This is a genomic window from Pseudomonas sp. SWRI77 (assembly GCF_014269105.1).
GTDB classification, from domain to species: domain Bacteria; phylum Pseudomonadota; class Gammaproteobacteria; order Pseudomonadales; family Pseudomonadaceae; genus Aquipseudomonas; species Aquipseudomonas capeferrum.
In genome coordinates, this window is record NZ_JABWRV010000006.1 from 61,064 (window position 1) to 83,131 (window position 22,068).

General features: G+C 64.0%; 26 protein-coding genes. 14 read left to right on the forward strand and 12 right to left on the reverse strand.

All coding sequences use genetic code 11. From position 1 onward, the window contains the following. Nucleotides 1-16: 16 nt before the first annotated feature. Complete coding sequence (locus HU766_RS08335) at nucleotides 17-1,108, reverse strand: aminopeptidase (protein ID WP_238338578.1); 1,092 nt, start codon at nucleotides 1,106-1,108, stop codon at nucleotides 17-19. Between the two features lie 67 nt (nucleotides 1,109-1,175). On the opposite strand from HU766_RS08335, the gene HU766_RS08340 reads away from it, so the two are divergent. Further along, nucleotides 1,176-1,589 carry a hypothetical protein gene (locus HU766_RS08340; protein WP_033702485.1) on the forward strand — a complete coding sequence of 138 codons (414 nt, stop codon included), beginning with the start codon at nucleotides 1,176-1,178 and terminating at the stop codon, nucleotides 1,587-1,589. A 55-nt stretch (nucleotides 1,590-1,644) separates the two neighbouring features. Continuing rightward, the gene (locus HU766_RS08345) at nucleotides 1,645-2,058 is read left to right on the forward strand and encodes a hypothetical protein (RefSeq protein ID WP_033702484.1); all 414 of its coding nucleotides are present in this window, start codon (nucleotides 1,645-1,647) and stop codon (nucleotides 2,056-2,058) included. A gap of 38 nt (nucleotides 2,059-2,096) precedes the next feature. Here the strand turns inward: HU766_RS08345 and HU766_RS08350 are convergent, their stop codons facing one another. Together HU766_RS08350 and HU766_RS08355 are read right to left on the reverse strand one after the other, a co-directional pair. After that, nucleotides 2,097-2,330, reverse strand: a complete 234-nt coding sequence (locus HU766_RS08350; RefSeq protein WP_033702483.1) for a DUF1161 domain-containing protein — start codon at nucleotides 2,328-2,330, stop codon at nucleotides 2,097-2,099. Nucleotides 2,331-2,403: 73 nt separating this feature from the next. After that, a complete protein-coding gene (locus HU766_RS08355; protein WP_033702482.1) occupies nucleotides 2,404-2,829 on the reverse strand; it encodes an OsmC family protein in 426 nt (141 codons plus the stop codon). 170 nt (nucleotides 2,830-2,999) lie between these two features. Between HU766_RS08355 and HU766_RS08360 the strand changes: the two genes are divergently transcribed. Further along, entirely contained in the window at nucleotides 3,000-4,004 is a 1,005-nt protein-coding gene (locus HU766_RS08360) for an LLM class flavin-dependent oxidoreductase (RefSeq protein ID WP_186655395.1), read from the forward strand. Between the two features lie 36 nt (nucleotides 4,005-4,040). Here HU766_RS08360 and HU766_RS08365 read toward each other — a convergent pair whose 3' ends face one another. Together HU766_RS08365 and HU766_RS08370 are read right to left on the reverse strand one after the other, a co-directional pair. Next, nucleotides 4,041-4,262, reverse strand: a complete 222-nt coding sequence (locus tag HU766_RS08365; protein WP_033702480.1) for a DUF1161 domain-containing protein — start codon at nucleotides 4,260-4,262, stop codon at nucleotides 4,041-4,043. 101 nt (nucleotides 4,263-4,363) lie between these two features. After that, nucleotides 4,364-4,579, reverse strand: coding sequence for a dodecin (locus HU766_RS08370; RefSeq protein ID WP_033702479.1), 216 nt, complete (start codon nucleotides 4,577-4,579; stop codon nucleotides 4,364-4,366). 149 nt (nucleotides 4,580-4,728) lie between these two features. On the opposite strand from HU766_RS08370, the gene HU766_RS08375 reads away from it, so the two are divergent. After that, complete coding sequence (locus HU766_RS08375; RefSeq protein WP_027592031.1) at nucleotides 4,729-5,052, forward strand: DUF883 family protein; 324 nt, start codon at nucleotides 4,729-4,731, stop codon at nucleotides 5,050-5,052. Here HU766_RS08375 and HU766_RS08380 read toward each other — a convergent pair. Continuing rightward, on the reverse strand, nucleotides 5,049-5,945 hold the full coding sequence (locus HU766_RS08380; RefSeq protein ID WP_186655397.1) for a LysR family transcriptional regulator: 897 nt from the start codon (nucleotides 5,943-5,945) through the stop codon (nucleotides 5,049-5,051). The two genes, HU766_RS08375 and HU766_RS08380, sit on opposite strands and share 4 nt — an antisense overlap. 109 nt (nucleotides 5,946-6,054) lie before the next feature. On the opposite strand from HU766_RS08380, the gene trpB reads away from it, so the two are divergent. Together trpB and trpA are read left to right on the forward strand one after the other, a co-directional pair. Next, complete coding sequence (trpB, locus tag HU766_RS08385; RefSeq protein ID WP_033702476.1) at nucleotides 6,055-7,272, forward strand: tryptophan synthase subunit beta; 1,218 nt, start codon at nucleotides 6,055-6,057, stop codon at nucleotides 7,270-7,272. After that, complete coding sequence (gene trpA / locus HU766_RS08390) at nucleotides 7,269-8,078, forward strand: tryptophan synthase subunit alpha (protein ID WP_033702475.1); 810 nt, start codon at nucleotides 7,269-7,271, stop codon at nucleotides 8,076-8,078. The genes trpB and trpA overlap by 4 nt, the downstream gene beginning before the upstream one ends. Before the next feature lie 120 nt (nucleotides 8,079-8,198). Here the strand turns inward: trpA and HU766_RS08395 are convergent, their stop codons facing one another. Continuing rightward, complete coding sequence (locus tag HU766_RS08395) at nucleotides 8,199-8,531, reverse strand: DOPA 4,5-dioxygenase family protein (RefSeq protein WP_186655399.1); 333 nt, start codon at nucleotides 8,529-8,531, stop codon at nucleotides 8,199-8,201. A gap of 51 nt (nucleotides 8,532-8,582) precedes the next feature. Between HU766_RS08395 and HU766_RS08400 the strand changes: the two genes are divergently transcribed. Beyond that, nucleotides 8,583-9,131 carry an NAD(P)H-binding protein gene (locus tag HU766_RS08400; protein ID WP_186655401.1) on the forward strand — a complete coding sequence of 183 codons (549 nt, stop codon included), beginning with the start codon at nucleotides 8,583-8,585 and terminating at the stop codon, nucleotides 9,129-9,131. A 77-nt stretch (nucleotides 9,132-9,208) separates the two neighbouring features. On the opposite strand, the gene HU766_RS08405 is transcribed toward HU766_RS08400, so the two are convergent. Next, complete coding sequence (locus HU766_RS08405; RefSeq protein WP_033702472.1) at nucleotides 9,209-10,108, reverse strand: LysR family transcriptional regulator; 900 nt, start codon at nucleotides 10,106-10,108, stop codon at nucleotides 9,209-9,211. Between the two features lie 109 nt (nucleotides 10,109-10,217). On the opposite strand from HU766_RS08405, the gene betC reads away from it, so the two are divergent. The 3 genes from betC (at nucleotide 10,218) to HU766_RS08420 (ending at nucleotide 14,303) form a co-directional block, all read left to right on the forward strand. Then, complete coding sequence (gene betC / locus HU766_RS08410; RefSeq protein WP_186655403.1) at nucleotides 10,218-11,735, forward strand: choline-sulfatase; 1,518 nt, start codon at nucleotides 10,218-10,220, stop codon at nucleotides 11,733-11,735. A 14-nt stretch (nucleotides 11,736-11,749) separates the two neighbouring features. After that, on the forward strand, nucleotides 11,750-12,673 hold the full coding sequence (gene choX / locus HU766_RS08415; RefSeq protein ID WP_186655405.1) for a choline ABC transporter substrate-binding protein: 924 nt from the start codon (nucleotides 11,750-11,752) through the stop codon (nucleotides 12,671-12,673). A gap of 64 nt (nucleotides 12,674-12,737) precedes the next feature. Continuing rightward, nucleotides 12,738-14,303, forward strand: coding sequence for a SulP family inorganic anion transporter (locus HU766_RS08420; RefSeq protein WP_186655407.1), 1,566 nt, complete (start codon nucleotides 12,738-12,740; stop codon nucleotides 14,301-14,303). A gap of 27 nt (nucleotides 14,304-14,330) precedes the next feature. Here the strand turns inward: HU766_RS08420 and aroE are convergent, their stop codons facing one another. Together aroE and hemF are read right to left on the reverse strand one after the other, a co-directional pair. Continuing rightward, nucleotides 14,331-15,155, reverse strand: coding sequence for a shikimate dehydrogenase (aroE, locus tag HU766_RS08425; protein ID WP_033702468.1), 825 nt, complete (start codon nucleotides 15,153-15,155; stop codon nucleotides 14,331-14,333). 26 nt (nucleotides 15,156-15,181) lie between these two features. Then, entirely contained in the window at nucleotides 15,182-16,093 is a 912-nt protein-coding gene (hemF, locus tag HU766_RS08430; protein WP_033702467.1) for an oxygen-dependent coproporphyrinogen oxidase, read from the reverse strand. A gap of 134 nt (nucleotides 16,094-16,227) precedes the next feature. Between hemF and HU766_RS08435 the strand changes: the two genes are divergently transcribed. After that, a complete protein-coding gene (locus tag HU766_RS08435; protein ID WP_156309994.1) occupies nucleotides 16,228-17,205 on the forward strand; it encodes an NADPH:quinone reductase in 978 nt (325 codons plus the stop codon). A gap of 134 nt (nucleotides 17,206-17,339) precedes the next feature. On the opposite strand, the gene HU766_RS08440 is transcribed toward HU766_RS08435, so the two are convergent. Next, complete coding sequence (locus HU766_RS08440) at nucleotides 17,340-17,897, reverse strand: L-threonylcarbamoyladenylate synthase (RefSeq protein ID WP_033702465.1); 558 nt, start codon at nucleotides 17,895-17,897, stop codon at nucleotides 17,340-17,342. 42 nt (nucleotides 17,898-17,939) lie between these two features. Next, on the reverse strand, nucleotides 17,940-19,037 hold the full coding sequence (gene dprA / locus HU766_RS08445) for a DNA-processing protein DprA (protein WP_186655421.1): 1,098 nt from the start codon (nucleotides 19,035-19,037) through the stop codon (nucleotides 17,940-17,942). Between the two features lie 206 nt (nucleotides 19,038-19,243). On the opposite strand from dprA, the gene def reads away from it, so the two are divergent. From def to rsmB, 3 genes are read left to right on the forward strand one after another with little or no spacing between them, the layout of a single operon-like run. Further along, nucleotides 19,244-19,750 carry a peptide deformylase gene (gene def / locus HU766_RS08450; RefSeq protein WP_033702463.1) on the forward strand — a complete coding sequence of 169 codons (507 nt, stop codon included), beginning with the start codon at nucleotides 19,244-19,246 and terminating at the stop codon, nucleotides 19,748-19,750. Nucleotides 19,751-19,810: 60 nt separating this feature from the next. Beyond that, nucleotides 19,811-20,743: a methionyl-tRNA formyltransferase gene (fmt, locus tag HU766_RS08455; RefSeq protein WP_186655423.1), complete on the forward strand. Its 933-nt coding sequence runs from the start codon at nucleotides 19,811-19,813 to the stop codon at nucleotides 20,741-20,743. Beyond that, complete coding sequence (rsmB, locus tag HU766_RS08460) at nucleotides 20,740-22,050, forward strand: 16S rRNA (cytosine(967)-C(5))-methyltransferase RsmB (protein ID WP_186655426.1); 1,311 nt, start codon at nucleotides 20,740-20,742, stop codon at nucleotides 22,048-22,050. The genes fmt and rsmB overlap by 4 nt, the downstream gene beginning before the upstream one ends. The last annotated feature ends 18 nt before the right edge of the window (nucleotides 22,051-22,068 follow it).

Genomic DNA, 22,068 nt, shown 5'->3' on the forward strand with positions numbered 1-22,068 from the left:
CAGCGGCCCGAAAATCTCATTGGCTAACGACAAGCCGCTCCAACGCGGCTTTGCGCGCCTCACCCGACAGCCGCCCCAGCGCCTCGACCCGCTGATAAAACCGCGCCCAATCCCCGTCAACCTTCCGGAACAACGCCGCAAACGCCGGCACCCACTGGTCATACAGCCCAAACGGCAGCAGCTTGGCATTGTTCATCGGCCCATACATCCAAGCGTCATAACGCGTGTCCCCACCCCACTGGCCATCACGCACCTGCCGGTACTCGCGCCGCAACCGCTCGAACTCGGCCTGCTTCGCCGCCCGCTTGTGCGCATCATCCAAAGGGCCGGCGTAGATCCCCTGAAGCCGTTCGCGGCTGGCCAGCACCAGCCGAATGAACTGGTCACGCTGCCCGGCCTGATCATCCTCGATCGCTGCAAGCCCGCGTGCCGCGCGCCATTGCCGCGCGCCTTCGTGCTCGACGAAGGTGGCAAACGACTCGTTGAACGCCGTGTCGTCCTGCACATAGAAGCGCTGATGGGCCAACTCATGGAAGATCAGCGAGGCCAGCCGTTCGTCCCCCCAGCCGACCATCGAAGACAACAGTGGGTCGTCGAACCAGCCCAGAGTCGAGTAAGCCTCGACACCGCCCACATACACATCCATGCCTGCCTGGCGCATCAACGCCGCCGCGCCACGCGCCGCACCTTGGCGGTAGTAACCACGGTAGGCCACGCAGCCCGCGATCGGGAAACAATGCGTCACCGGCTGCAACGACAACTCCGGCGTGGCAAACACGTTCCACACCACATAAGGGCGGCCAAGGTCGGCGTAAACCCGGTAGCTGCGGTTGTCCGGCAGTTTCAGCTGCTGGCTGGCGAACACTCGGGCCTGTTCGGCATGTTGCAAGCGCGCCCGCAGTTGCGGGCTGCTGGCCGGATCTGCCATTACCTGTTCCACCGGCTGGCGCGCGCGCAACAGCTGCCATTGGCCCTGCGCCAACTGCCCGTAATAGCCAACACTGCTACAACCGTTCAGCAGAACAGCCGCCAGCAGGGGAACAAAGCGGGTGAAAACGCGGTCGAGTGGCCCAGGGCCTGAGCGCTGAAAAAGAAATAGTCGAAGCATCTGGGACTGTCTGACTCGCTCACGGCCAATTCGCGCCAAGACTATCTCGCCAGGGGGGAGTTTCGCCATGCGTCCATTGTTTGCCGCCAGCACACTCATGCTGTTGTCCGCTTGCTCGACCCTGCCGGACCCCGATCCGAACCAGGCGTGGGTCGACCTCACACCCCTGGACGAAACGTCACTGCATGCGGTGCAGGTAGACGAACGCGACTGGGCCGACACGCGCTACTTCGAGGTCGCCCCCGGCAGCCACGAATTGACGGTGCGCTACCAGTTTCCGGTCACCCCGAGCAATATAGGCCCGGTAAACGAGCCGCTGTGGCGCGATTGCCAGCTCAACCTGACCTTCAAGGACTTCAGCGCCGGGCAGCGCTACCAGTTGCAGGCGGGCAGCATTGGCTTCCGGCCTTGGGTCAAACTCTACGATCACCAGCAAAAACTGCTTGGCCAAGGCTTGCCCGCAGGCTGTCAACGCACCTGAGCCGCGCAATCGGCGCTATGCTTGTAACGTGTATATCGCAAGTGGGAGTTTTGCCATGCGCCAGCCCATGATGCTGATCGCCCTCAGTGCACTGGGGGCTTGCGCCAGCCCCTTGCCACCCGTCGACCCCAAGCAGGCCTGGGTCGAGCTTTCTACCATCACCCCCGGCAGAGTCATCATGGCTGATCGCCTTGACGGCAAGCGCCTGGAGGATGGCCGCTATTTCCAGGTGACACCTGGCAAGCATGAGCTGGTGGTGCGTTTCGATTATGAGATCTATGGCGGCGGCATGATGTCCCAGCCAAGGGACCGTACCTGCTACCTGACCGTGCGCTATGACAATTTCAAAGCAGGCGAGCGCTATCGCCTGGAGGCGCGCGCGCCGGTGATGGAGCCGCAGGTGCTGCTGTACGACGCCAGCCGCACAGTGGTAGTGAACGAGCCCAGTAACGTGTTTTGTATTCCATGACAGTTGGGGGCGCTTTGCGCCCCCAACCAAATTAAACCCTAGCGATCATTCTTCTGATAGATGATCTTCTTGGTACCACCCTCGCAGCTGCCTACGACCATGTTCTGGTCCTTGACCTCGCTGTTTGGCACGATCTCCAGGGTGTAGGACGTCACGCCCTGTGCCTGGATCTTGGCCTCGATCTCGGTTTTCAATTCTTCGCACGGCTTCACTGCCGCCAGGGCGGACGTGGCGAGCAGCGAGGCCAGCACGGCGATTGCTACGCGGATCATGGAATGGCTCCTGAAAGGGCAGTCGTGCTGCCGTTGCTGTTTAGACTACAGCAAACCGCCCCCGTTGCGCCGCCTAGCCCACCAGTGAGGCATCCAGGCTGATGGTGGCATTGAGCACCTTCGATACCGGGCACCCGGCCTTGGCCTTGTTGGCAATCTCGAGGAACTGCGCCTCGCTGGCCCCAGGTACCTTGGCCTTCAGAATCAGGTGCACGGCGGTGATGGCGAAACCATCGGGCTGCTTGTCCAGGGTCACCTCGGCAATGGTATCGATGCGCTCTGGGGTCAGGCCCGCCTCGCCGAGCATCATCGACAGCGCCATCGAGAAGCAGCCGGCATGGGCGGCGCCGATCAGTTCTTCCGGGTTGGTCCCAGGTGAGCCTTCAAAACGGGTGTTGAAGCCGTAGGGGTTCTGCTTGAGCGCGCCGCTTTCAGTAGAAAGCAGGCCCTTGCCATCCTTCAGGCCACCTTGCCAGATCGCCGATGCTGTCTTTTTCATGATGCCTCCTGGTCGCTGCATTTACATATCTTGGGGTGACATGCTTATGGGTTCAGAGGCCGGCCGCGTACGGCAAGTTCAGATCAATCTGACCGTAAGCATTGAATCCACCGAATGTGCCCATACAGAGTTTAAAAGGCCTCTGGCCAACCACGTTCAAGGAGGCTCCGATGACGCAGCTGCGTGACCTGAAAATTTCAACCCTCGACTTGGTGCCCGTGCGCGCCGACGGCGGGCCGGCTCAGTCGCTGCATAACTCGCTGGACCTGGCCCAGCACGTGGAACGCTTCGGCTACAACCGCTTCTGGGTCGCCGAGCATCACAACATGGATGGCATTGCCAGTTCCGCGACTTCCGTGCTGATCGGCTACCTGGCGGGTGGCACCTCGAGCATCCGCGTTGGCTCCGGCGGCGTGATGCTGCCCAACCACGCACCGCTGGTGATCGCCGAGCAGTTCGGCACCTTGGCCAGCCTCTACCCCGGCCGTATCGACCTGGGCCTGGGCCGCGCCCCCGGCTCCGACCAGATGACCGCCCGCGCCCTGCGCCGCGAGCGCTCCGGCAGCGCGGACGACTTCCCCGACGATGTCGAGGAGCTGTCACGCTACCTCGGCCCGCGCACCGATGATCAAAAAGTGATCGCCGTGCCTGGGCATGACACCGAGGTGCCGATGTGGCTGCTCGGCTCAAGCCTGTTCAGCGCCCAACTGGCCGGCATGCGCGGCATGCCCTACGCGTTCGCCTCGCATTTCGCGCCGCGCTTCATGCACGAGGCGATCCGCGTCTACCGCAACCACTTCAAGCCTTCCACCACGCTCGACAAACCCTATGTGATGCTTGGCATTCCGATGGTGGTGGCCGAATCCGACGAAAAGGCCGAATACCTGGCTACTTCGGTGTACCAACGCATCCTTGCCCTGATTCGCGGGCAGAGCCTGATGCAGCGCCCGCCCGTTGAGAGCATGGAGGGGCTGTGGCTACCTCACGAACGCGACGCGGTGATGAGCTTCCTGGGCCTGGCGATGATTGGCAGCCCGCAGAAGGTACGGGCCAAGGTGGAGGTGCTGCTGGAGCAGACCGGGGCGGATGAGCTGATCTTTACCTGTGACCTGTATGAGCATGCGGACCGGGTCAGGTCCTATGAGCTGCTGGCGCAGGCTTTGAAGGCCGAGTAACCCTCTTCGCGGGCAACCCCGCGAAGAGGCCGTCACTCAACCACGCCGGTAGACAATTTCCTTGGTGCCAGCTTCACAGCTGCCAACTACCTTGCCCGCCGGCTCGCCTTTCTTGACGATCTCCAGCGTGTAGCCATTTACGCCCTTGGCATCCAGCTTGGCGGCAATCTCTGCCTTGAGCTCTTCACACGGCTTGCCCGCCGCCAGCGCACCACCCGCCAACGCCATAAGGCCTGCCGCCAGAATCATTTTCTTCATCGTTCGCTTTCCTTGTACAGATGAAAATCAAAGAGGGCGCCGGCTAAGGCGCCCCCTCTGTATTACCCCATCTTGCCAGCGCCAGCTACCCCGGCACTGTTTCAGCTGTTGGCAATACGGAAGCCGACTTTGAGCGTGACCTGAAAATGCTCGACCTTGTTGTCACGCAGGTGGCCCCGGGTATCGATCACTTCGAACCACTCCAGGTGCTTGATGCTCTTGGCCGCTTCGGCCAGGGCATTGTTGATCGCGTCCTCGATGCTGGTGGGCGACGACCCTACCAGTTCGATCTTCTTGTACGTGTGATGATCGGACATGTGCACTCTCCTTGGATGACAGTCTGCTTGAGCCTAGCAGCGCAGGCCTGGTTTACCTGCGAGCCGTCGCCTTGGGCAAAAGTTCGATCGCACTTTCGCAGCCCTGCGCAGTCGCAATCCTTACAGCCCACCCCCGAAGGAGATTCAACATGCATCGCAACTCGCTGCGTAAAACATCCCTGGAAAGCATGGAAGCCGAGATCGAAAGCCTTCTGAAATCGCTGGAAAACCTCAAGCACGATGCATCGGAGGAGTCCCAGAAGTCGGTAAAGGCCATCCGCAGCAATGCCGAAAGCGCTCTCAAACATTCGCGCAGCCTGCTGAGCGACGCCTACGAGGAAGTGAAGACCCGCACCCGCCAGACCGGCATCGCCACCCGTGACTATGCCCAGGAGCACCCCATCACCACCGCCGGGGTAGCCGTTGGGGCACTGGGCCTGCTGGCGGCCTGGCTGCTGTACAAGCGCAACTAAGCGATTTGCAGCTGCAGTTCCTGGCGCAGCCATTGCGCCAGTTGCTCGGCGCGCCCATCTGCGGCGCGTCGGGGCACCCACAGCGCCAGCGCGGCACAGGTGGGTGAGAAACCCCAAGGTGCCGCCAACCTTCCAGCACGTAAATCGTCCGCCACCAGCTGTTGCGGCGCGATCGCCACACCCAGCCCGGCCACTGCGGCCTCCAGCAGGTAGTACAGGTGTTCGAATGCCTGGCCGAACTGCAAGGCCCCCGCATCCAGCCCGTGCTGCCCGGCCCAGGCCGGCCACGCCTGCGGACGAGACGTGGTATGCAGCAACGCCTCGCCCAGCAAGGCGTCGGGCGCTGCCCCGCGCAAGCGTTCGAACCCGGCAAAGTGCGGGCTTAGCACAGGCCCGATGCGCTCTTCGGCCAGCACGTGTACTTGCATGTCCGCCGGCCACGGCGGTTCGGCAAACACCAGCAAGGCATCCAGCCCCGGGCGCCTGGGGTCCAGGTCGCCTTCCCCGGCGGAGAGGTGCAGGCGCAGCTCGGGCAAGTCGGCTTTGAGCCGCCCGAGCCGAGGGATAAACCAACGCGCCAGCAGGCTGCCGGAGCACCCAAGCACGAATGGCGCCTCGCGGTTATCCCGGCTCAGTTCGGCACACACCCCCCGCAACCTGTCGAACGCCTCGCCACTGGCATCGCGCAGGCGCACGCCGGCATCTGTGAGTTTGATGCCACGCCCATCCTTGACGAACAGGGCAACGCCCAAGTGTTCTTCGAGTACCTTGATCTGCCGGCTGACTGCCCCGTGCGTCACGTGCAGCGCCTCGGCAGCCTGGCTGACACTGTTCAGCCGGGCAGTGGCCTCAAAGGCCCGAAGGGCATTGAGAGGGGGAAGGTCCTGGGCCATTGTCTTGTGAGTTTTCCTGACAGGTTTGCGCAATCTTATCGGTTTTCAGACGGGCGTTGCGTGGTTACAGTAAAGCCCATCACTCATTCAGTACGCCTTGGAGCGCCCCATGACCCAGACTCAATACCGCCCTGGCCCAGACGCCAACGGCCTGTTCGGCTCGTTCGGCGGCCGCTACGTGGCAGAAACCCTGATGCCGCTGGTGCTGGACCTGGCCCGCGAATACGAAGCGGCCAAGGCCGACCCCGCGTTTCTCGAAGAGCTGGCCTACTTCCAGCGTGACTATATCGGCCGCCCGAACCCGCTGTACTTCGCCGAGCGCCTGACCGAGCACTGCGGCGGCGCAAAAATCTTCTTCAAGCGTGAAGAGCTCAACCACACCGGCGCGCACAAGGTGAACAACTGCATCGGCCAGGTGCTGCTGGCCAAGCGCATGGGCAAAAAACGCCTGATCGCCGAAACCGGCGCCGGCATGCACGGCGTGGCCACCGCCACCGTTGCAGCCCGTTTCGGCCTGCCTTGCGTGATCTACATGGGTGCCACCGACATCGAGCGCCAGCAGGCGAACGTGTTCCGCATGCGCTTGCTGGGCGCCGAAATCGTCCCGGTCACCGCTGGCACCGGCACCCTCAAAGACGCCATGAACGAAGCCCTGCGCGACTGGGTCACCAACGTCGAAGACACCTTCTACCTGATCGGCACCGTGGCCGGCCCGCACCCGTACCCAGCCATGGTCCGCGACTTCCAGTCGATCATCGGCAAGGAAACCCGTGTCCAGCTGCAAGAGAAGGAAGGGCGCCTGCCCGACAGCCTGGTCGCCTGCGTCGGCGGCGGCTCCAACGCCATGGGCCTGTTCCACGCATTCCTTGAAGAACCAAGCGTGCAGATCATCGGCGTCGAAGCCGGCGGCCACGGCGTGCATACCGACAAGCACGCTGCCAGCCTGAACGGTGGCGTACCGGGTGTCCTGCACGGCAACCGCACCTACCTGCTGCAAGACGCTGACGGCCAGATCACCGACGCCCACTCGATTTCCGCCGGCCTGGACTACCCAGGTATCGGCCCCGAGCACGCCTACCTGCACGAAGTGAAGCGCGTCGAGTACGTCAGCATTACCGACGACGAAGCCTTGGATGCGTTCCACGCCACCTGCCGCCTGGAAGGCATCATCCCGGCCCTGGAAAGCGCCCACGCATTGGCCGAGGCGATCAAGCGCGCGCCGAACCTGCCCAAGGACCACTTGATGGTCGTGTGCCTGTCCGGGCGCGGCGACAAAGACATGCAAACCGTGATGAACCACATGGCCGCCCAGGAGAAACAGGCATGAGCCGTCTTGAACAACGCTTCGCCGAACTTGCGGCCGAAGGCCGTGCGGCACTGGTCACCTTCGTAACTGCGGGTGACCCCGGCTACGACGCCTCGCTGCAGATTCTCAAGGGCCTGCCAGCGGCTGGCGCCGACGTGATCGAACTGGGCATGCCGTTCACCGACCCGATGGCCGATGGCGTCGCCATCCAGCTGGCCACCCTGCGTGCGCTGGAAGCCGGCCAGACCTTGGCCAAGACCCTGCAGATGGTTCGCGAATTCCGCGTGGGCAACCAGGCTACGCCGATCGTACTGATGGGTTACTACAACCCGATCCATCGCTTTGGCGTGGAAAAGTTCGTGGCCGAGGCCAAGGATGCGGGCGTCGATGGCCTGATCATCGTCGACCTGCCGCCTGAGCACGACGCCGAGCTGGCGACCCCGGCCCAGGCGTCGGGCATCGACTTCATCCGCCTGACCACACCGACCACCGACGACGCGCGCCTGCCGCGTGTGCTGGAGCGCAGCTCCGGGTTTGTCTATTACGTGTCGGTGGCTGGTGTAACCGGGGCAGGGTCTGCGACAACCCAGCACGTGAGCGAGGCGATTGCCCGCCTGCGTCGGCATACCGCCCTGCCGATCAGCGTAGGGTTTGGCATTCGCACGCCAGAGCAGGCGGCGGCGATTGCGCGCCTGGCCGATGGTGTGGTGGTGGGCTCGGCACTGGTCGACAAGATCGCCCAGGCCAAAGATGCGGATCAGGCTGTTAACGATGTATTGAGCTTGTGCTCGGCGCTGGCTGAAGGTGTGCGCGGCGCTCGACGCTGATTGGCGTTGCCTTCTTTGCGGGGCAAGCCCGCTCCCACCGGTCCACTGCAATCTGTCAGAAAGCACTCGACCTGTGGGAGCGGGGCTCGCCCCGCGAATGGGCCGCATGGCGGCCCCCATCTAGCCACCAAAAATCGACAGTTTCAAAGGCCGCACAGCCCCCATCCAGATCGCATGATCACGGTGATCGGCCAGCTCATCCCCGGTCAGCGGGTGCAGAAACACCACCAACCCGTTGCGATACAACGCCAGCCACGGCAACACCACCCCCACCACCTCCGGCCCGAACGCCAACTGGCAGCTCCAGTCCGGGTGCGGCCCCACCGGTTGCTGGTGCATGCGCCCCATGGTCACGGGGAACAGCCGCGCCGCCTCTTCGCACAATGCCCGCGCCTGCTCGATGGTCGATGCGTCGTAGTACACGTGGGCGTGATAGCCCTTGATCCTCTGCACGATAACTCCTGATTGCGGTCCAACCATCACCACCGCAAAGGAGGTGATGCAGTGAAAAATGCCGAAACCCCCGTGTTCAAGCTGGTGCTGTTCGGGGCCGAGTCTAGCCTTGGCAGTGCGCTGATCGCCGAGCTGCTGGCGCGCCAGCATGAGGTTACCGCCGTGGTCGACGACCTCAACCGCCATGCGCCACGCCCTGGCCTGCATTTCAAGATAGGCGGGCTGGGCGCTGCCGACCAGGCAGAGCAGGGCGCTGCGGGGGGCTCGGCGGTGGTTGCGCTGGTGTCAGCGCTGGCACCCGCTGACCTGCCCGCGCAATGGCGGATGAGCGAGGCGCTGATCGCTGGGCTTGCGCGTACGACTATACGCCGGCTGTTGCTGGTGGGCGATTTCGATGTGCTGGACAGGCCAGGCCATTACACCGATGAACAGCGCGAGGGCGTGGACCATGTGGTCGATGCGCTACAGCGCAGTGCGCTGCACTGGACGCTGATCAATGCGCCGCAGCAGTTGGCGGATTTGGAGAACGTTGCGGCGGGGATGGTGGATATGCTCGACCTGGGCTTGCATCGGGGCGAGCATTTGAACTTCGTATCCTGAGGCCTCTTCGCGGGTCAAGCCCTCCACAGATTGGTGTGCAGTATCTGTGGGAGCGGGCTTGCCCCGCGAAGAGCCCCTCAAGCATTGCGCTCGTCTTCAAGCCAACCCACAAACCGCTCGATCAACGCCCCGCGCCGCTTGCGTGGCGGCAACACCACGTAATACCCCCGCGCCGAACGCAAACTGCCCTCCAGTGGCCGACACAGCAGGCCCTGCTCCACCAGCCCATCGACCAGGTGCCCCCAGCCAATCGCCACCCCTTGGCCGGCAATCGCCGCCTGGATCAACAGGGTGTAGTTATCGAAACGCAGTTGCCCCGGCGGTGGCGGGCTGTCCACGCCAAACCCGCGAAACACCCCCGCCCAGTCGAACCAGCGGCTGGCTTGTTCGCCGCGCAGGTGAAGCAAGGGCAAACGCTGCAAAGCCACGGCTGACAAGGGTTTGCCATGAGTCAGCCGGGGGCTGCAGACCGGAAATACCTCTTCATCGAACAACCACCGGCTCTCGCCCTGATGAAAACGCCCATCGCCAAACAGCACGGCCACATCAATGTCCGGCCGCAACATCGCCTGGCTGCGCTCACCCGTCACCAAGCTGACATCCACCTGTGGATAAGCCTCGTGAAAACGTTGCAGCCTGGGCATCAGCCAGAACGCAGCAAAGGCAAAGTCGGTGGCCACTTGCAGCACCTCACGCTGGCCCCGGCCACTGGCCAGGGCAAGGCCGTCGTCCATGGCCTGCAGCCCTTGGTGCACCTGCTCGAACAGCACCTGGCCGGCATCGGTCAGCGCGATACCCCGGTAGATCCGGTCGAACAGCCGGGTACCCAGCTGAGCCTCAAGGCGCTTCACCTGCTGGCTCACCGCTGGCTGCGTGGTGCCCAGTTCCAGCGCGGCGGCGGTAAAGCCACGCAAGCGTGCCGCAGCCTCGAACACGCGCAGGGTATCGAGCGACAGCTCGGCAAGGCGCTCAAACATAAGCTCAGCTAATCCCAGTCATTGCCCGCCATGGGCTTTACCCATGTTATCCACAGTCGCATCTTGATAGGCAAGCGGTTCGCATAACCTTCAACGATGGAAACCAACCATGACGCGCCCGAATATCCTGTTCATCATGGCCGACCAGATGGCCGCGCCCCTGCTGCCGATCTACGCCCCTTCGCCCCTCCAGATGCCACACCTCGCCCGCCTCGCCGCGCAGGCGGTGGTTTTCGACTCGGCCTACTGCAACAGCCCGCTGTGCGCGCCCTCGCGCTTCACCCTGGTCAGCGGCCAGTTACCCAGCCGCATTGGCGCCTACGACAACGCCGCCGACTTCCCTGCCGATGTGCCAACCTACGCCCACTACCTGCGTCGTCTGGGCTACCGCACCGCGTTGTCCGGCAAGATGCACTTCTGCGGCCCGGACCAGTTGCATGGCTATGAAGAACGGCTGACCAGCGATATCTACCCGGCCGACTACGGCTGGGCGGTGAACTGGGATGCACCCGACGAGCGCCCGAGCTGGTACCACAACATGTCTTCAGTACTGCAGGCCGGCCCCTGCGTGCGCACCAACCAACTGGATTTCGACGAAGAGGTGGTGTTCAAGGCCCGCCAGTACCTCTACGACCATGTGCGCGAAAACGATGGCCGGCCGTTCTGCCTGACCGTGTCCATGACCCACCCCCACGACCCCTACACCATCCCCAAGCGCTACTGGGACCGCTACGAGGGTGTGGATATCCCCATGCCCCGCGCCGAGTTCGCCCAGCACGAGCAGGACCCGCATTCGCAACGCCTGCTCAAGGTCTACGACCTGTGGGACAAGCCGCTGCCTGTGGACAAGATCCGCGATGCCCGGCGTGCCTATTTCGGCGCCTGCAGCTACATCGACGACAACATTGGCCAGTTGCTGCAAACCCTTGAGGAATGCGGCCTGGCAGAGGACACGTTGATCGTGTTCTCCGGCGACCACGGCGACATGCTTGGCGAACGCGGCCTCTGGTACAAGATGCACTGGTTCGAGATGTCGGCACGGGTGCCACTGCTGATTCACGCGCCCAAGCGCTTTGCAGCGGCACGGGTAAGCGCCTCGGTCTCGACCTGCGACCTGCTGCCCACCCTGGTCGAACTGGCCGGCGGCACTGTGGACAACTCGCTGCAGCTGGACGGACGCTCGCTGCTTGGCCACCTGCAAGGGCAGGGCGGCCACGACGAGGTGATCGGTGAATACATGGCCGAGGGTACGGTCGGCCCGCTGATGATGATCCGCCGCGGCCCGTACAAGTTCGTGTACAGCGAAGACGACCCATGGCTACTCTATGACCTGAGCCGCGACCCGTACGAGCGGGAGAACCTCACCGGCAGCCCGGACCATCAGGCGCTGCTGCAGGCATTTGTCGATGAAGCCCGGCAACGTTGGGACATCCCCACCCTGCGCCAGCAGGTGCTGGCCAGCCAGCGCCGCCGTCGCCTGGTGGCCGAGGCCCTGGCCATCGGCAAGCTGAAGAGCTGGGACCACCAACCGCTGGTGGACGCCAGCCAACAGTACATGCGCAACCACATCGATCTCGACGACCTCGAGCGCAAGGCCCGTTATCCACAGCCCGCACCTCTGGATTGAGAAGAGAGTCCGCCATGCAAAAGTTCTCTACCGCCGTGCTCGCCCTGGCCTTGAGCCTGGGCGCTGCCTCGACGCACGCCGAAGACGCGCAATGCAACACCGTGAAGCTGGCCGACCCCGGCTGGAGCGACATCGCCACCACCAACGCCATCACCCGCCTGCTGCTGGAAAGCCTCGGCTACCAGGTGAAGATCGACAGCCTGGCCGTGCCGATCATCTACGGTGGCCTCAAGGATGGGCGAGTCGATGCCTTCCTTGGCAACTGGATGCCGGCGCACCAGGGGTTTCATGACAAGTTCGTCGCCACCGGTGATGTGCAGCAGTTGGCCCGCAACCTCGAAGGCACCGAGTTCACCCTCGCGGTGCCCGACTATGTGTGGAATGCCGGGGTGAAGGATTTCGCCGACCTGCAAACGCATGCCGAACAGTTCGACAAGAAGCTCTACGGAATCGGCTCGGGAGCCCCGGCCAACCTGTCGCTCAAGGAGATCATCGACAAGAATGCGTTCAACCTCGGCCAGTGGAAGCTGGTGGAGTCGAGTGAACAGGCGATGCTCGCGCAGGTGGACCGCGCCGTGAAGAAACAGCAGTTCATCACCTTTCTCGGCTGGACACCACACCCGATGAACGTGAAGCTGAAGATGCACTACCTCACGGGCGGCGAGCAGTGGTTTGGCAGCAAGGGCGAGGTCTATACCCTGACTCGCAAAGGTTATGCACAGGCGTGCCCGAATACCGCGAAGCTGCTGGGTAACCTGAGATTTACCCTGGACATGGAAAACAGCATCATGGCCGAGGCTGTGGATAAGAAAATCAGCTTCGACGAGGCGGCCAAGGCGTGGGTCAAGGCGCATCCCGAGGTTCTGGAAGGGTGGCTGGCCGGGGTAACCAGCAAGGCCGGTGGTGATGCGAACGAGGCCGTCAAAGCCAAATTGTAATTCAGACAACCACACTCACCCGCTCCGACAGGGGCGGGTACAACCCCCGGGATTTGAATAAGCCATGCACCGTCTTCACCGCCTGCTGCCCTTCCTCACCTGGCTGCCCCGCCAATCGGGCCGCAGCCTGCGTCAGGACCTGCTGGTGGGCCTAAGCGGTGCCATCCTCGCCTTGCCCCAATCCATCGCCTACGCCCTGATTGCCGGCCTGCCTGCCGAATACGGCCTGTTCGCCGCCATCGTCCCGGTGCTCATCGCCTGCCTGTGGGGCTCTTCCTGGCACCTGATCTGCGGCCCGACTGCCGCCATCTCCATTGTCCTGTATGCCAGTGTCAGCCCCTTGGCGGTGCCCGGCAGTGCCGACTACGTCACGCTGGTTCTGCTGCTGACCTTCATTGCTGGCATCTTCCAGCTTTTGCTCGGCCTGCTACGGTTCGGCGCGCTGGTCAATTTCGTCTCCCACTCGGTGGTGCTCGGCTTCACCTTGGGCGCCGCCATCGTCATCGCCCTCGGCCAGTTGCCCAATCTGCTGGGCATGGACCTGCCGAGCCAGGCCACGGCCTTGAAAACCGTCCAGGACCTGGCCAGCCACGCCGGTGAGGTTGACCTGCCATCGCTGATGCTGGGCCTGGCCACGGTGCTCATCGGCGTGGGCTTCAAGCTGTGGCGGCCGCGTTGGCCAAGCTTGTTGATCAGCCTGATCCTGGTCAGCCTGCTGGCCTGGTTACTGCCTGGCTTCTTTGGCCATGTGCCGAGGGTGCCGGCCTTCACCGGCCAATTACCGCCCTTGAGCCCGCTGCCGTTGCTGGACCTTGAGCTGATGCTGCGGCTGCTGCCGACCGCGGTGGCCGTGGGTATGCTCGGCCTGGTCACCAGCCTGTCGATCGCCAGGTCGCTGTCTTCGCGCTCCGAACAGCTGATCGACGCCGACCAGGAGATCCGCGCCCAAGGCCTGTCGAACATCGTCGGTGCGTGGTTCTCCGGCTACCTTTCATCAGGCTCTTTCACCCGCTCGGGCCTGAGCTACGACGCAGGTGCCAGGTCGCCTATGGCGGGGGTGTTCTCGGCGCTGTGGGTCGCGGTGTTTGCCGTCGCAGGCGCGGGGCTGATCGCCCATCTGCCGATCCCGGCCATGGCGGGCAGCATTCTGCTGATCTGTTGGGGGTTGGTGGATCACCGGGGTATTCGCGCGCTGTGCCGGGTCAGCCGCTCGGAATTCCTGGTCATGGCCCTGACCGCCGCCGCGACCTTGCTGCTGGAACTGCAAACGGCGATCTACGCCGGGGTGCTGGCTTCGCTGTTCTTCTACCTCAAGCGCACTTCACGGCCACGGGTGCAGCAGAGCCGGGAAGGGCAGGCCGATGTGCTGCGGGTGGGCGGGTCGATCTTCTTTGGCGCGGCGCATTACCTGCAGGTGCGCCTGCAACGCTGCCAGGGGCCGCATGTGGTGATCGACGCGCGGCAGGTGAACTTCATCGATTACTCCGGTGTGGATATGTTGCACCGCGAGGCCCGGCGATTGCGGCGTGCGGGGGGTAGTTTGACCTTGCAGCGGGCGCGGCCGCAGGTGGTCGAGGAATTGCAGAAGCTGGAGGGGGTGGCGTTGTGTCCGATCCGGTTTGAAGAATGACTGGGGCCGCTTTAAGGCCCCAAAACCTCAACCCCGCGCCAACTGCCTGCGCAATTCAGCCAGCACCGGCGCCGTATCCGGGCGCACCCCACGCCAGATAAAGAACGCTTCCGCCGCCTGTTCAGCCAGCATCCCCAGCCCGTCCAGCACCTTGGCCGCCCCCAAGTCGGTGGCCCATTGGCAAAACGGCGTAGGCTCCTTGCCATACATCATGTCATAGCAAACCGTACGCCCCGCCTCGACCAGGCTTGCGGCAATCGGCGGCATCTCGCCCGCCAGGCTTGCCGAGGTGGCGTTGATGATCACGTCCACCGGTTCCTGCAGCCAGGCAAACCCACTGGCCACCACCGGCCCGAGTTCATCGAACTCATGGGCCAGCAGCTCGGCCTTTTCCACCGTGCGGTTGGCAATCACCAGCGACTCGGGGCCGTGCGCCAGGATCGGCTCCAGCACGCCACGCACCGCGCCACCCGCGCCAAGGATGAGAATCCGCTTGCCCGCCAGCTGCACGCCGGCATTCACCGTCAGGTCGCGTACAAGGCCGGCACCGTCGGTGTTGTCACCCTGCAGCGTGCCGTCAGCCAGCTTGCTCAGGGTATTCACCGCCCCCGCCCGCTGGGCACGTGGGGTCAGGCTGTCGCACAGGCGGTAGGCTTCTTCCTTGAACGGCACGGTGACGTTGCCGCCTCTGCCTTGTTTGAAGAAGCCGTAGGCACAATCGCTGAACTCGTCCAGCGGCGCCAACAGGGTGGCGTACTCCAGGTCCTGGCCGGTCTGTTCGGCGAACAGGCGGTGGATCAGCGGCGACTTGCTGTGGCCGATGGGGTTACCGAAAACGACGTACTGGTCCATGGTGGGTTCCTCGGTTATCCACAGGCTTACTGGGCGAGCCAGTCGCGATCTTGCAGGTAGTACTCGGTCAGGCGCGCTTCTTCGCTACCGGGCGCGGCCTTCCAGTCGTAGCCCCAGCGTACCTGCGGTGGCAGCGACATGAGGATCGACTCGGTACGCCCACCCGATTGCAGGCCGAACAAGGTGCCCCGGTCATAGACCAGGTTGAACTCCACGTAGCGGCCGCGGCGGTACTCCTGGAACTCACGCTGCTCGGCGGTGTAGGGCGTGTCCTTGCGGCGCTGGACAATCGGCAGGTAGGCCTCGACGTAGGCGTCGCCGATGGCGCGGATGAACGCGAAGCAGGTGTCGAAGTCCCACTCGTTCAGGTCATCGAAGAACAGCCCGCCGATGCCACGCGGTTCGCCACGGTGCTTGAGGTGGAAGTAGCGGTCGCACCAGGCTTTGTAGCGCGGATAAACGTCGGCGCCAAACGGCGCACAGGCCTGCTCGGCCACGCGGTGCCAGTGGATGCAGTCTTCTTCATTGCCATAGTACGGGGTCAGGTCGAAGCCGCCGCCGAACCACCACACGGCCTCTTCACCCTCTTTTTCGGCGATGAAGAACCGCACATTGGCGTGAGAGGTGGGCACGTGCGGGTTGTGCGGGTGGATCACCAACGACACGCCCAGGGCCTCGAAGCCACGGCCAGCCAGTTCCGGGCGGTGGGCACTGGCCGAAGGCGGCAGGCCGGTACCGAACACGTGAGAGAAGTTGACCCCGCCTTTCTCGATCAACTTACCATCACCGATCACCCGCGTACGGCCCCCGCCACCGGCTTCGCGCGTCCAGGCGTCCTCGACGAAGCGGGCGCCGCCGTCCTCGGTTTCGAGGGCGGAGCAGATGCGGTCTTGCAGGTCGAGCAGGTAGGCTTTCACGGCCTCGGTGCGGCTGGTCATCGGGTCACCTGGAGCGGGCAGAGAAGAATTCGCCGCGTAGCATACCACCGGCGGCCGACGCGCCGCAGTTGACGGCGATCAAGCAAAGGCGTCCGATAGAGGGCTGTTACCAATCCCGACAACAGGAGTGCGAGATGGCCAAGCGTATCCAGTTCAGCCAGCATGGCGGCCCGGAAGTTCTGCAGCTTGTAGAGTTCGAACCCGCCCCGCCCGGGCCACAGCAGGTCCGCGTGCGTAACCATGCGATCGGCCTGAACTTCATCGATACCTATTTCCGCAATGGCCTGTACGCGCCGCCTGCACTGCCGTCAGGCCTGGGCACCGAGGGTGCAGGCGTGGTCGAGGCGGTGGGCGAGGGCGTTACCCGCCTGAAAGTGGGTGACCGCGTAGCCTATGGCGGCGGGCCGCTGGGTGCCTACAGCGAGGTGCATACGCTGCCGGAGGCCAACCTGGTCAAGCTGCCGGACAACATCAGTTTCGAGCAGGCGGCGGCGGTGATGCTCAAGGGGCTGACCGTGCAATACCTGCTCAAGCAGACCTATGCCGTGCAGCCGGGCGACGTGATCCTGTTCCATGCCGCTGCGGGTGGCGTGGGTTCCCTGGCTTGCCAGTGGGCCAACGCGCTCGGGGCCAAGCTGATCGGTACCGTCAGCTCTGCCGAGAAAGCCGAGCGGGCCAAGGCGCTGGGAGCATGGGCAACCATCGACTACAGCCGTGAAGACGTGGCCAAGCGGGTGCTGGAGCTGACCGACGGCAAGAAATGCCCGGTGGTGTATGACGGTGTGGGTGCCGACACCTGGCTGACCTCGCTCGATTGCCTGCAACCGCGCGGGTTGATGGTGAGCTTTGGCAATGCCTCCGGCGCGGTGAGCGGGGTGAACCTGGGGATCCTGGCGCAGAAGGGTTCGCTGTATGTCACCCGGCCGACCTTGGCCAGTTATGCCAACAATGCCGAGAACACCCAGGCCATGGCCGATGACCTGTTTGCGGTGATCGCGAGTGGCAAGGTGGTTGTGGATATCCAGCAACGGTATCCGTTGGGTGAAGCGGCCAAGGCGCAGGCGGAGTTGTCGGCGCGGCGGACTGTGGGGTCGACTGTTTTGTTGCCTTGATTGACAGAAGGCTGCGTTGAAGCGACCAAGTGCCTGCCTTGGTTTATGTGGTGTTGCGGATATCGAGCGCCGCCCGCGCGGCGCTTCGCGGGGCAAGCCCGCTCCCACAAGGAGGTGTATTGGCGCTTGGCAATTTAGCCCGGACGAACGACTTCGCCAGTCGCCAGGTTGCGAATCACACTCGGGTTCTTCCGCCCGCCCAGCGCCCCGCCCAGTACCAGATCCAACTGCCCATGGAAGTACTGCTCCACCCGCAACCGGGTCTTCGCCGCCGGGCGCCCGCCGGGGTTGCACGAGGTGGAAATCAACGGCCCAACCAATGCACACAACTCACGCACCTGCGGGTGGTCGCTGACCCGCAGCGCCACCGTGTCGTGCTCACCCGTCACCCACTCGGGCAACAGGTCCTGGTGCGGCACCAGCCAGGTATTAGGGCCAGGCCAGGTGCTGCCCATGCGGTCGATCCAGTCCTCGGGGAAATCCTCGAACAGGAAGTCGAACTGGCGGATGTTGTCGGCGACCAGGATCAGGCCTTTATCCACAGGCCGCGACTTGAGCGCCAGCAGGCGGTACACCGCGTCCTCGTTCCACGGGTCGCAGCCCAGGCCCCAGACCGCTTCGGTCGGGTAGGCAATCACCGCGCCCGCCCGGATCTCACGTGCGGCTTGTTGCACACGAAAACTGCTCACCATTTCTCTCTCTCCGCCTATAAACCTTGCTTGCGCGCAGTGTACTTAGCCCGCACGGGCAAACCAACGCCCCGCTTCATTGCTGACCTGGCCTTGCAGCTCCAGTTCGGTCAGTTGCGCCAGCACGTCGGCCAGCGGCTGCTCGCTGCAATGGGCCAGGCTTTCGGTAGTCTGTGGTGCGGCATGCAGCAGAGCAAGCAGGGGGTGGTCATATTCGTCCACTATCGCAGGGGGCAGGTGCTGCCAGCCTCGCAGGCTTTCCAGAATCTGTTCCACGCTCTCCACCAAGAGCGCACCGTCACGGATCAACTGGTGGCAGCCTTTGGCCCCTGGGTGGTGGATCGAACCGGGGATGGCGTAAACCTCGCGGCCCTGCTCGGCCGCCAGCCGCGCGGTTATCAACGAACCACTGGCCAGGCTCGCCTCCACCACCAGCACGCCCAGCGACAAACCGCTGATGATGCGATTGCGCCGTGGAAAATTGCCCGGCAGCGGCCCGGCATCCAGCGGGTACTCGGAAACCAGTGCGCTACCGCTGTCGATGATCGCCTGGGCAAGCTCGCGGTGGCGCTGTGGATAAAGTTTTTGCAAGCCCGTGCCGAGTACACCGATCGTCCCCCCGCCAGCCTGCAGAGCAGCCCGATGAGCGGCACCGTCGATGCCCAACGCCAGCCCACTGGTAATGGTGAAACCGGCCTGCGACAGGTATCGGGAAAATGCCCTGGCGGTGTCGAGCGCGGGGGGTGAAGCACGCCTGCTGCCCACAATTGCCAGCTGTGGCCGCTCAAGCAAAGCAGGGTCACCGGCGACGAAAAGCAGCGGCGGTGGATCGTCGATTTCACCCAGCAACGCAGGGTAGCCAGGGCTGTCCCACATCAGCAAATGCTGGCCGGGATGCTCTAGCCAGGCCATCGCAGCCAGTGCGCCGTCGCGTACTTCGGCGCTGCGCCGCGCGTCGATGGTGGCCTGCGCCATGCCCAGCGCTCGCCAGGCGCCGGCCGGCGCACTCAGCGCTGAAGAGGCGCTGCCGAAGGCTTGCAGCAAGGTGTGAAAACGACGCAGCCCGGTCTCGGGAAGGCGGTGCAGGCGTAATCGCGCTTCCAGTTCGGCAGGTGGGCAAAGCGACGAGTGGGGGGTCGGCATCGGGATCATCCTTGATCGAAACAGGGCCATTTACGTGGCACAACCTGTGGATAAGTTTGTGGGTAACACTTTGAAAAGCTGTCCATTAATCGGACGCTATCAAGCCCATAGACACCCTAGACGAGCTTGCCAGGTGCCGAAATCGCCGATTACCTTTATTATGTGTGTTCAGTTTTCAACCGAACGCACAGTGACTGCCCGACCTTATGGCCATCTTGAACATTCTCGAATTCCCGGACCCGCGCCTGCGCACCATCGCCAAACCGGTGACGGTGTTCGACGACGCCCTGAGCCAGCTGATCGACGACATGTTTGAAACCATGTACGAGGCGCCTGGCATCGGCCTGGCGGCGACCCAGGTCAACGTCCACAAACAGCTTGTGGTGATGGACCTGAGCGAAGACCGCAGCGAGCCACGGGTTTTCATCAACCCGGTGGTCGAAGAGCTGACCCACGACATGGGCCAGTATCAGGAAGGCTGCCTGTCGGTGCCTGGCTTCTACGAGAACGTCGACCGCCCTCTGCGGGTGCGCGTCAAAGCCCTGGACCGCGACGGCAAGCCCTTTGAGCTCGAAGCCGAAGGCCTGCTGGCCGTGTGCGTGCAGCACGAGTTCGATCACCTCAACGGCAAGCTGTTCGTCGACTACCTGTCCACGCTCAAACGCGACCGAATCAAGAAGAAGCTGGAAAAGCAGCACCGCCAGAACGCCTGATCCCCACCTTCCAGAAGGCTTGCTCCGGCAAGCCTTCTTCTTTTTTGCAGCGAGAACTCCATGCGCATCGTCTTCGCAGGCACTCCAGAGTTTGCCGCCGAACACCTCAAGGCACTGCTCGACAGCCCCTATGAGATCGTGGCCGTCTACACCCAGCCAGACCGCCCCGCCGGCCGTGGCCAGAAGCTCATGCCGAGCGCGGTCAAGGCCCTGGCCGTGGCCCACGACATCCCGGTGCTGCAACCGCCGACCCTGCGCAACGCCGATGCCCAGGCAGAACTCGCCGCGCTCAAGCCCGACCTGATGGTGGTGGTCGCCTACGGCCTGATCCTGCCCCAGGCCGTGCTGGATATTCCCCGCCTGGGCTGCATCAACAGCCACGCCTCGCTGCTGCCACGCTGGCGCGGTGCAGCGCCGATCCAGCGTGCCGTGCAAGCCGGTGACGCCGAGAGCGGCGTAACCGTGATGCGCATGGAAGCCGGCCTGGACACCGGGCCGATGCTGCTCAAGGTGGTCACCCCGATCAGCGCCGAAGACACCGGCGGTACCCTGCATGATCGCCTCGCCGAAATGGGCCCACCGGCCGTCATACAGGCCATCGCTGGCCTCGCCGACGGCACGCTGCAAGGTGAAGTTCAGGACGACACCCTGGCCACCTACGCACACAAGCTGAACAAAGACGAAGCGCGCATCGACTGGAGCCGCCCGGCCGTGGAGCTGGAGCGCCTGATCCGTGCCTTCAACCCGTGGCCGGTGTGCCATAGCACCCTGGACGGCGAAAGCGTGAAGGTGCTGGCGGCCAGGTTGTCCACAGGCAAGGGCGCCCCCGGCGAGATCCTGTCTGCCAGCAAGGATGGCCTGGAGGTCGCTTGTGGTGATCAAGCGTTGAGCCTGACCCGCCTGCAACTGCCCGGCGGCAAGGCGCTGAACTTCAGCGACCTGTTCAACAGCCGCCGCGAGAAGTTCGCCAACGGCAAGGTGCTTGGCCAATGAACCCACGCCTGGCCGCCGCCCGTGCCCTTGCCGCTGTGCTCAGCGGCAAGGCCTCGCTGAACAGTTCGTTGCCGGCGCAATTGGACAAGGTCGATGAACGCGACCGTGGCCTGACCCAGGACCTGGCGTTCGGCACCGCCCGCTGGCAGCCGCGCCTCGACCTGTTGGCCGCGCAGTTGCTGCAAAAGCCGTTCAAGGCCGCCGATGCCGATGTGCAGGCACTGCTGCTGGTCGGCTTGTACCAGCTGTTCTACACGCGCATTCCGGCACACGCCGCCATCGGCGAGACCGTAGGCTGCGCCGACAAGCTGAAAAAACCGTGGGCCAAGGCCCTGCTCAATGCCGTGCTGCGCCGCGCCCAGCGTGAAGGCGAAGCGCTGCTCGCCGGCATGGAGCGCGACCCGGTGGTACGCACTGCACACCCTCGGTGGCTGCAGAAAGCGCTGAAAGCCTTCTGGCCAGAGCAATGGGAAGCCATCTGCGCCGCCAACAACGCCCACCCGCCGATGATCCTGCGGGTCAACCGCCGCCACCACAGCCGCGATGCCTACCTGGCCTTGCTGGCAGAGGCCGGCGTCGGCGCCAGCGCCTGCCAGTTCAGCCGCGACGGTATCGTGCTGAATGAGCCCTGTGATGTGCGCAGCCTGCCGGGCTTCGCCGAAGGCTGGGTGAGCGTGCAGGACGAGGCCGCGCAATTGTCTGCCGACCTGCTCGAACTGGCCCCCGGCCAACGCGTGCTCGACGCCTGCTGCGCCCCGGGCGGCAAGACCTGCCATTTGCTCGAAGCCGAGGCCGGCCTTGCACACCTGGTGGCCATCGACCTGGAGGCCAAGCGCCTGACCCGCGTGCGCGAGAACCTCGAGCGCCTGCAACTGGACGCCGAACTGATCGCCTGTGATGCCCGCGACACCGCCAGCTGGTGGGACGGCAAACCCTTCCAGCGCATCCTGCTCGACGCCCCGTGCTCGGCCACCGGCGTGATCCGCCGCCACCCGGACATCAAGCTGACCCGCCAGGCCGACGACATTCCGGCCCTGGCCACGCTGCAAGGCGAGCTGCTCGATGCCCTGTGGCCAACCCTGGAAGTAGGCGGCATGCTGCTCTACGCCACCTGCTCGAGCCTGCCGACCGAAAACACCGAGGTGATCGAGGCGTTCCTCGCCCGCACTCCGGGCGCCCGTGAGCTGGACTTGGCCACCGAGGCCGGCCTGCGCCAGCCCCACGGCCGCCAGTTGCTGGCCCAGGAAGGCGGCCACGACGGTTTCTATTATGCCAAGCTGATCAAAATCGCCGCTTCACGCGGATAAGCACAACGGTTCAGGGAG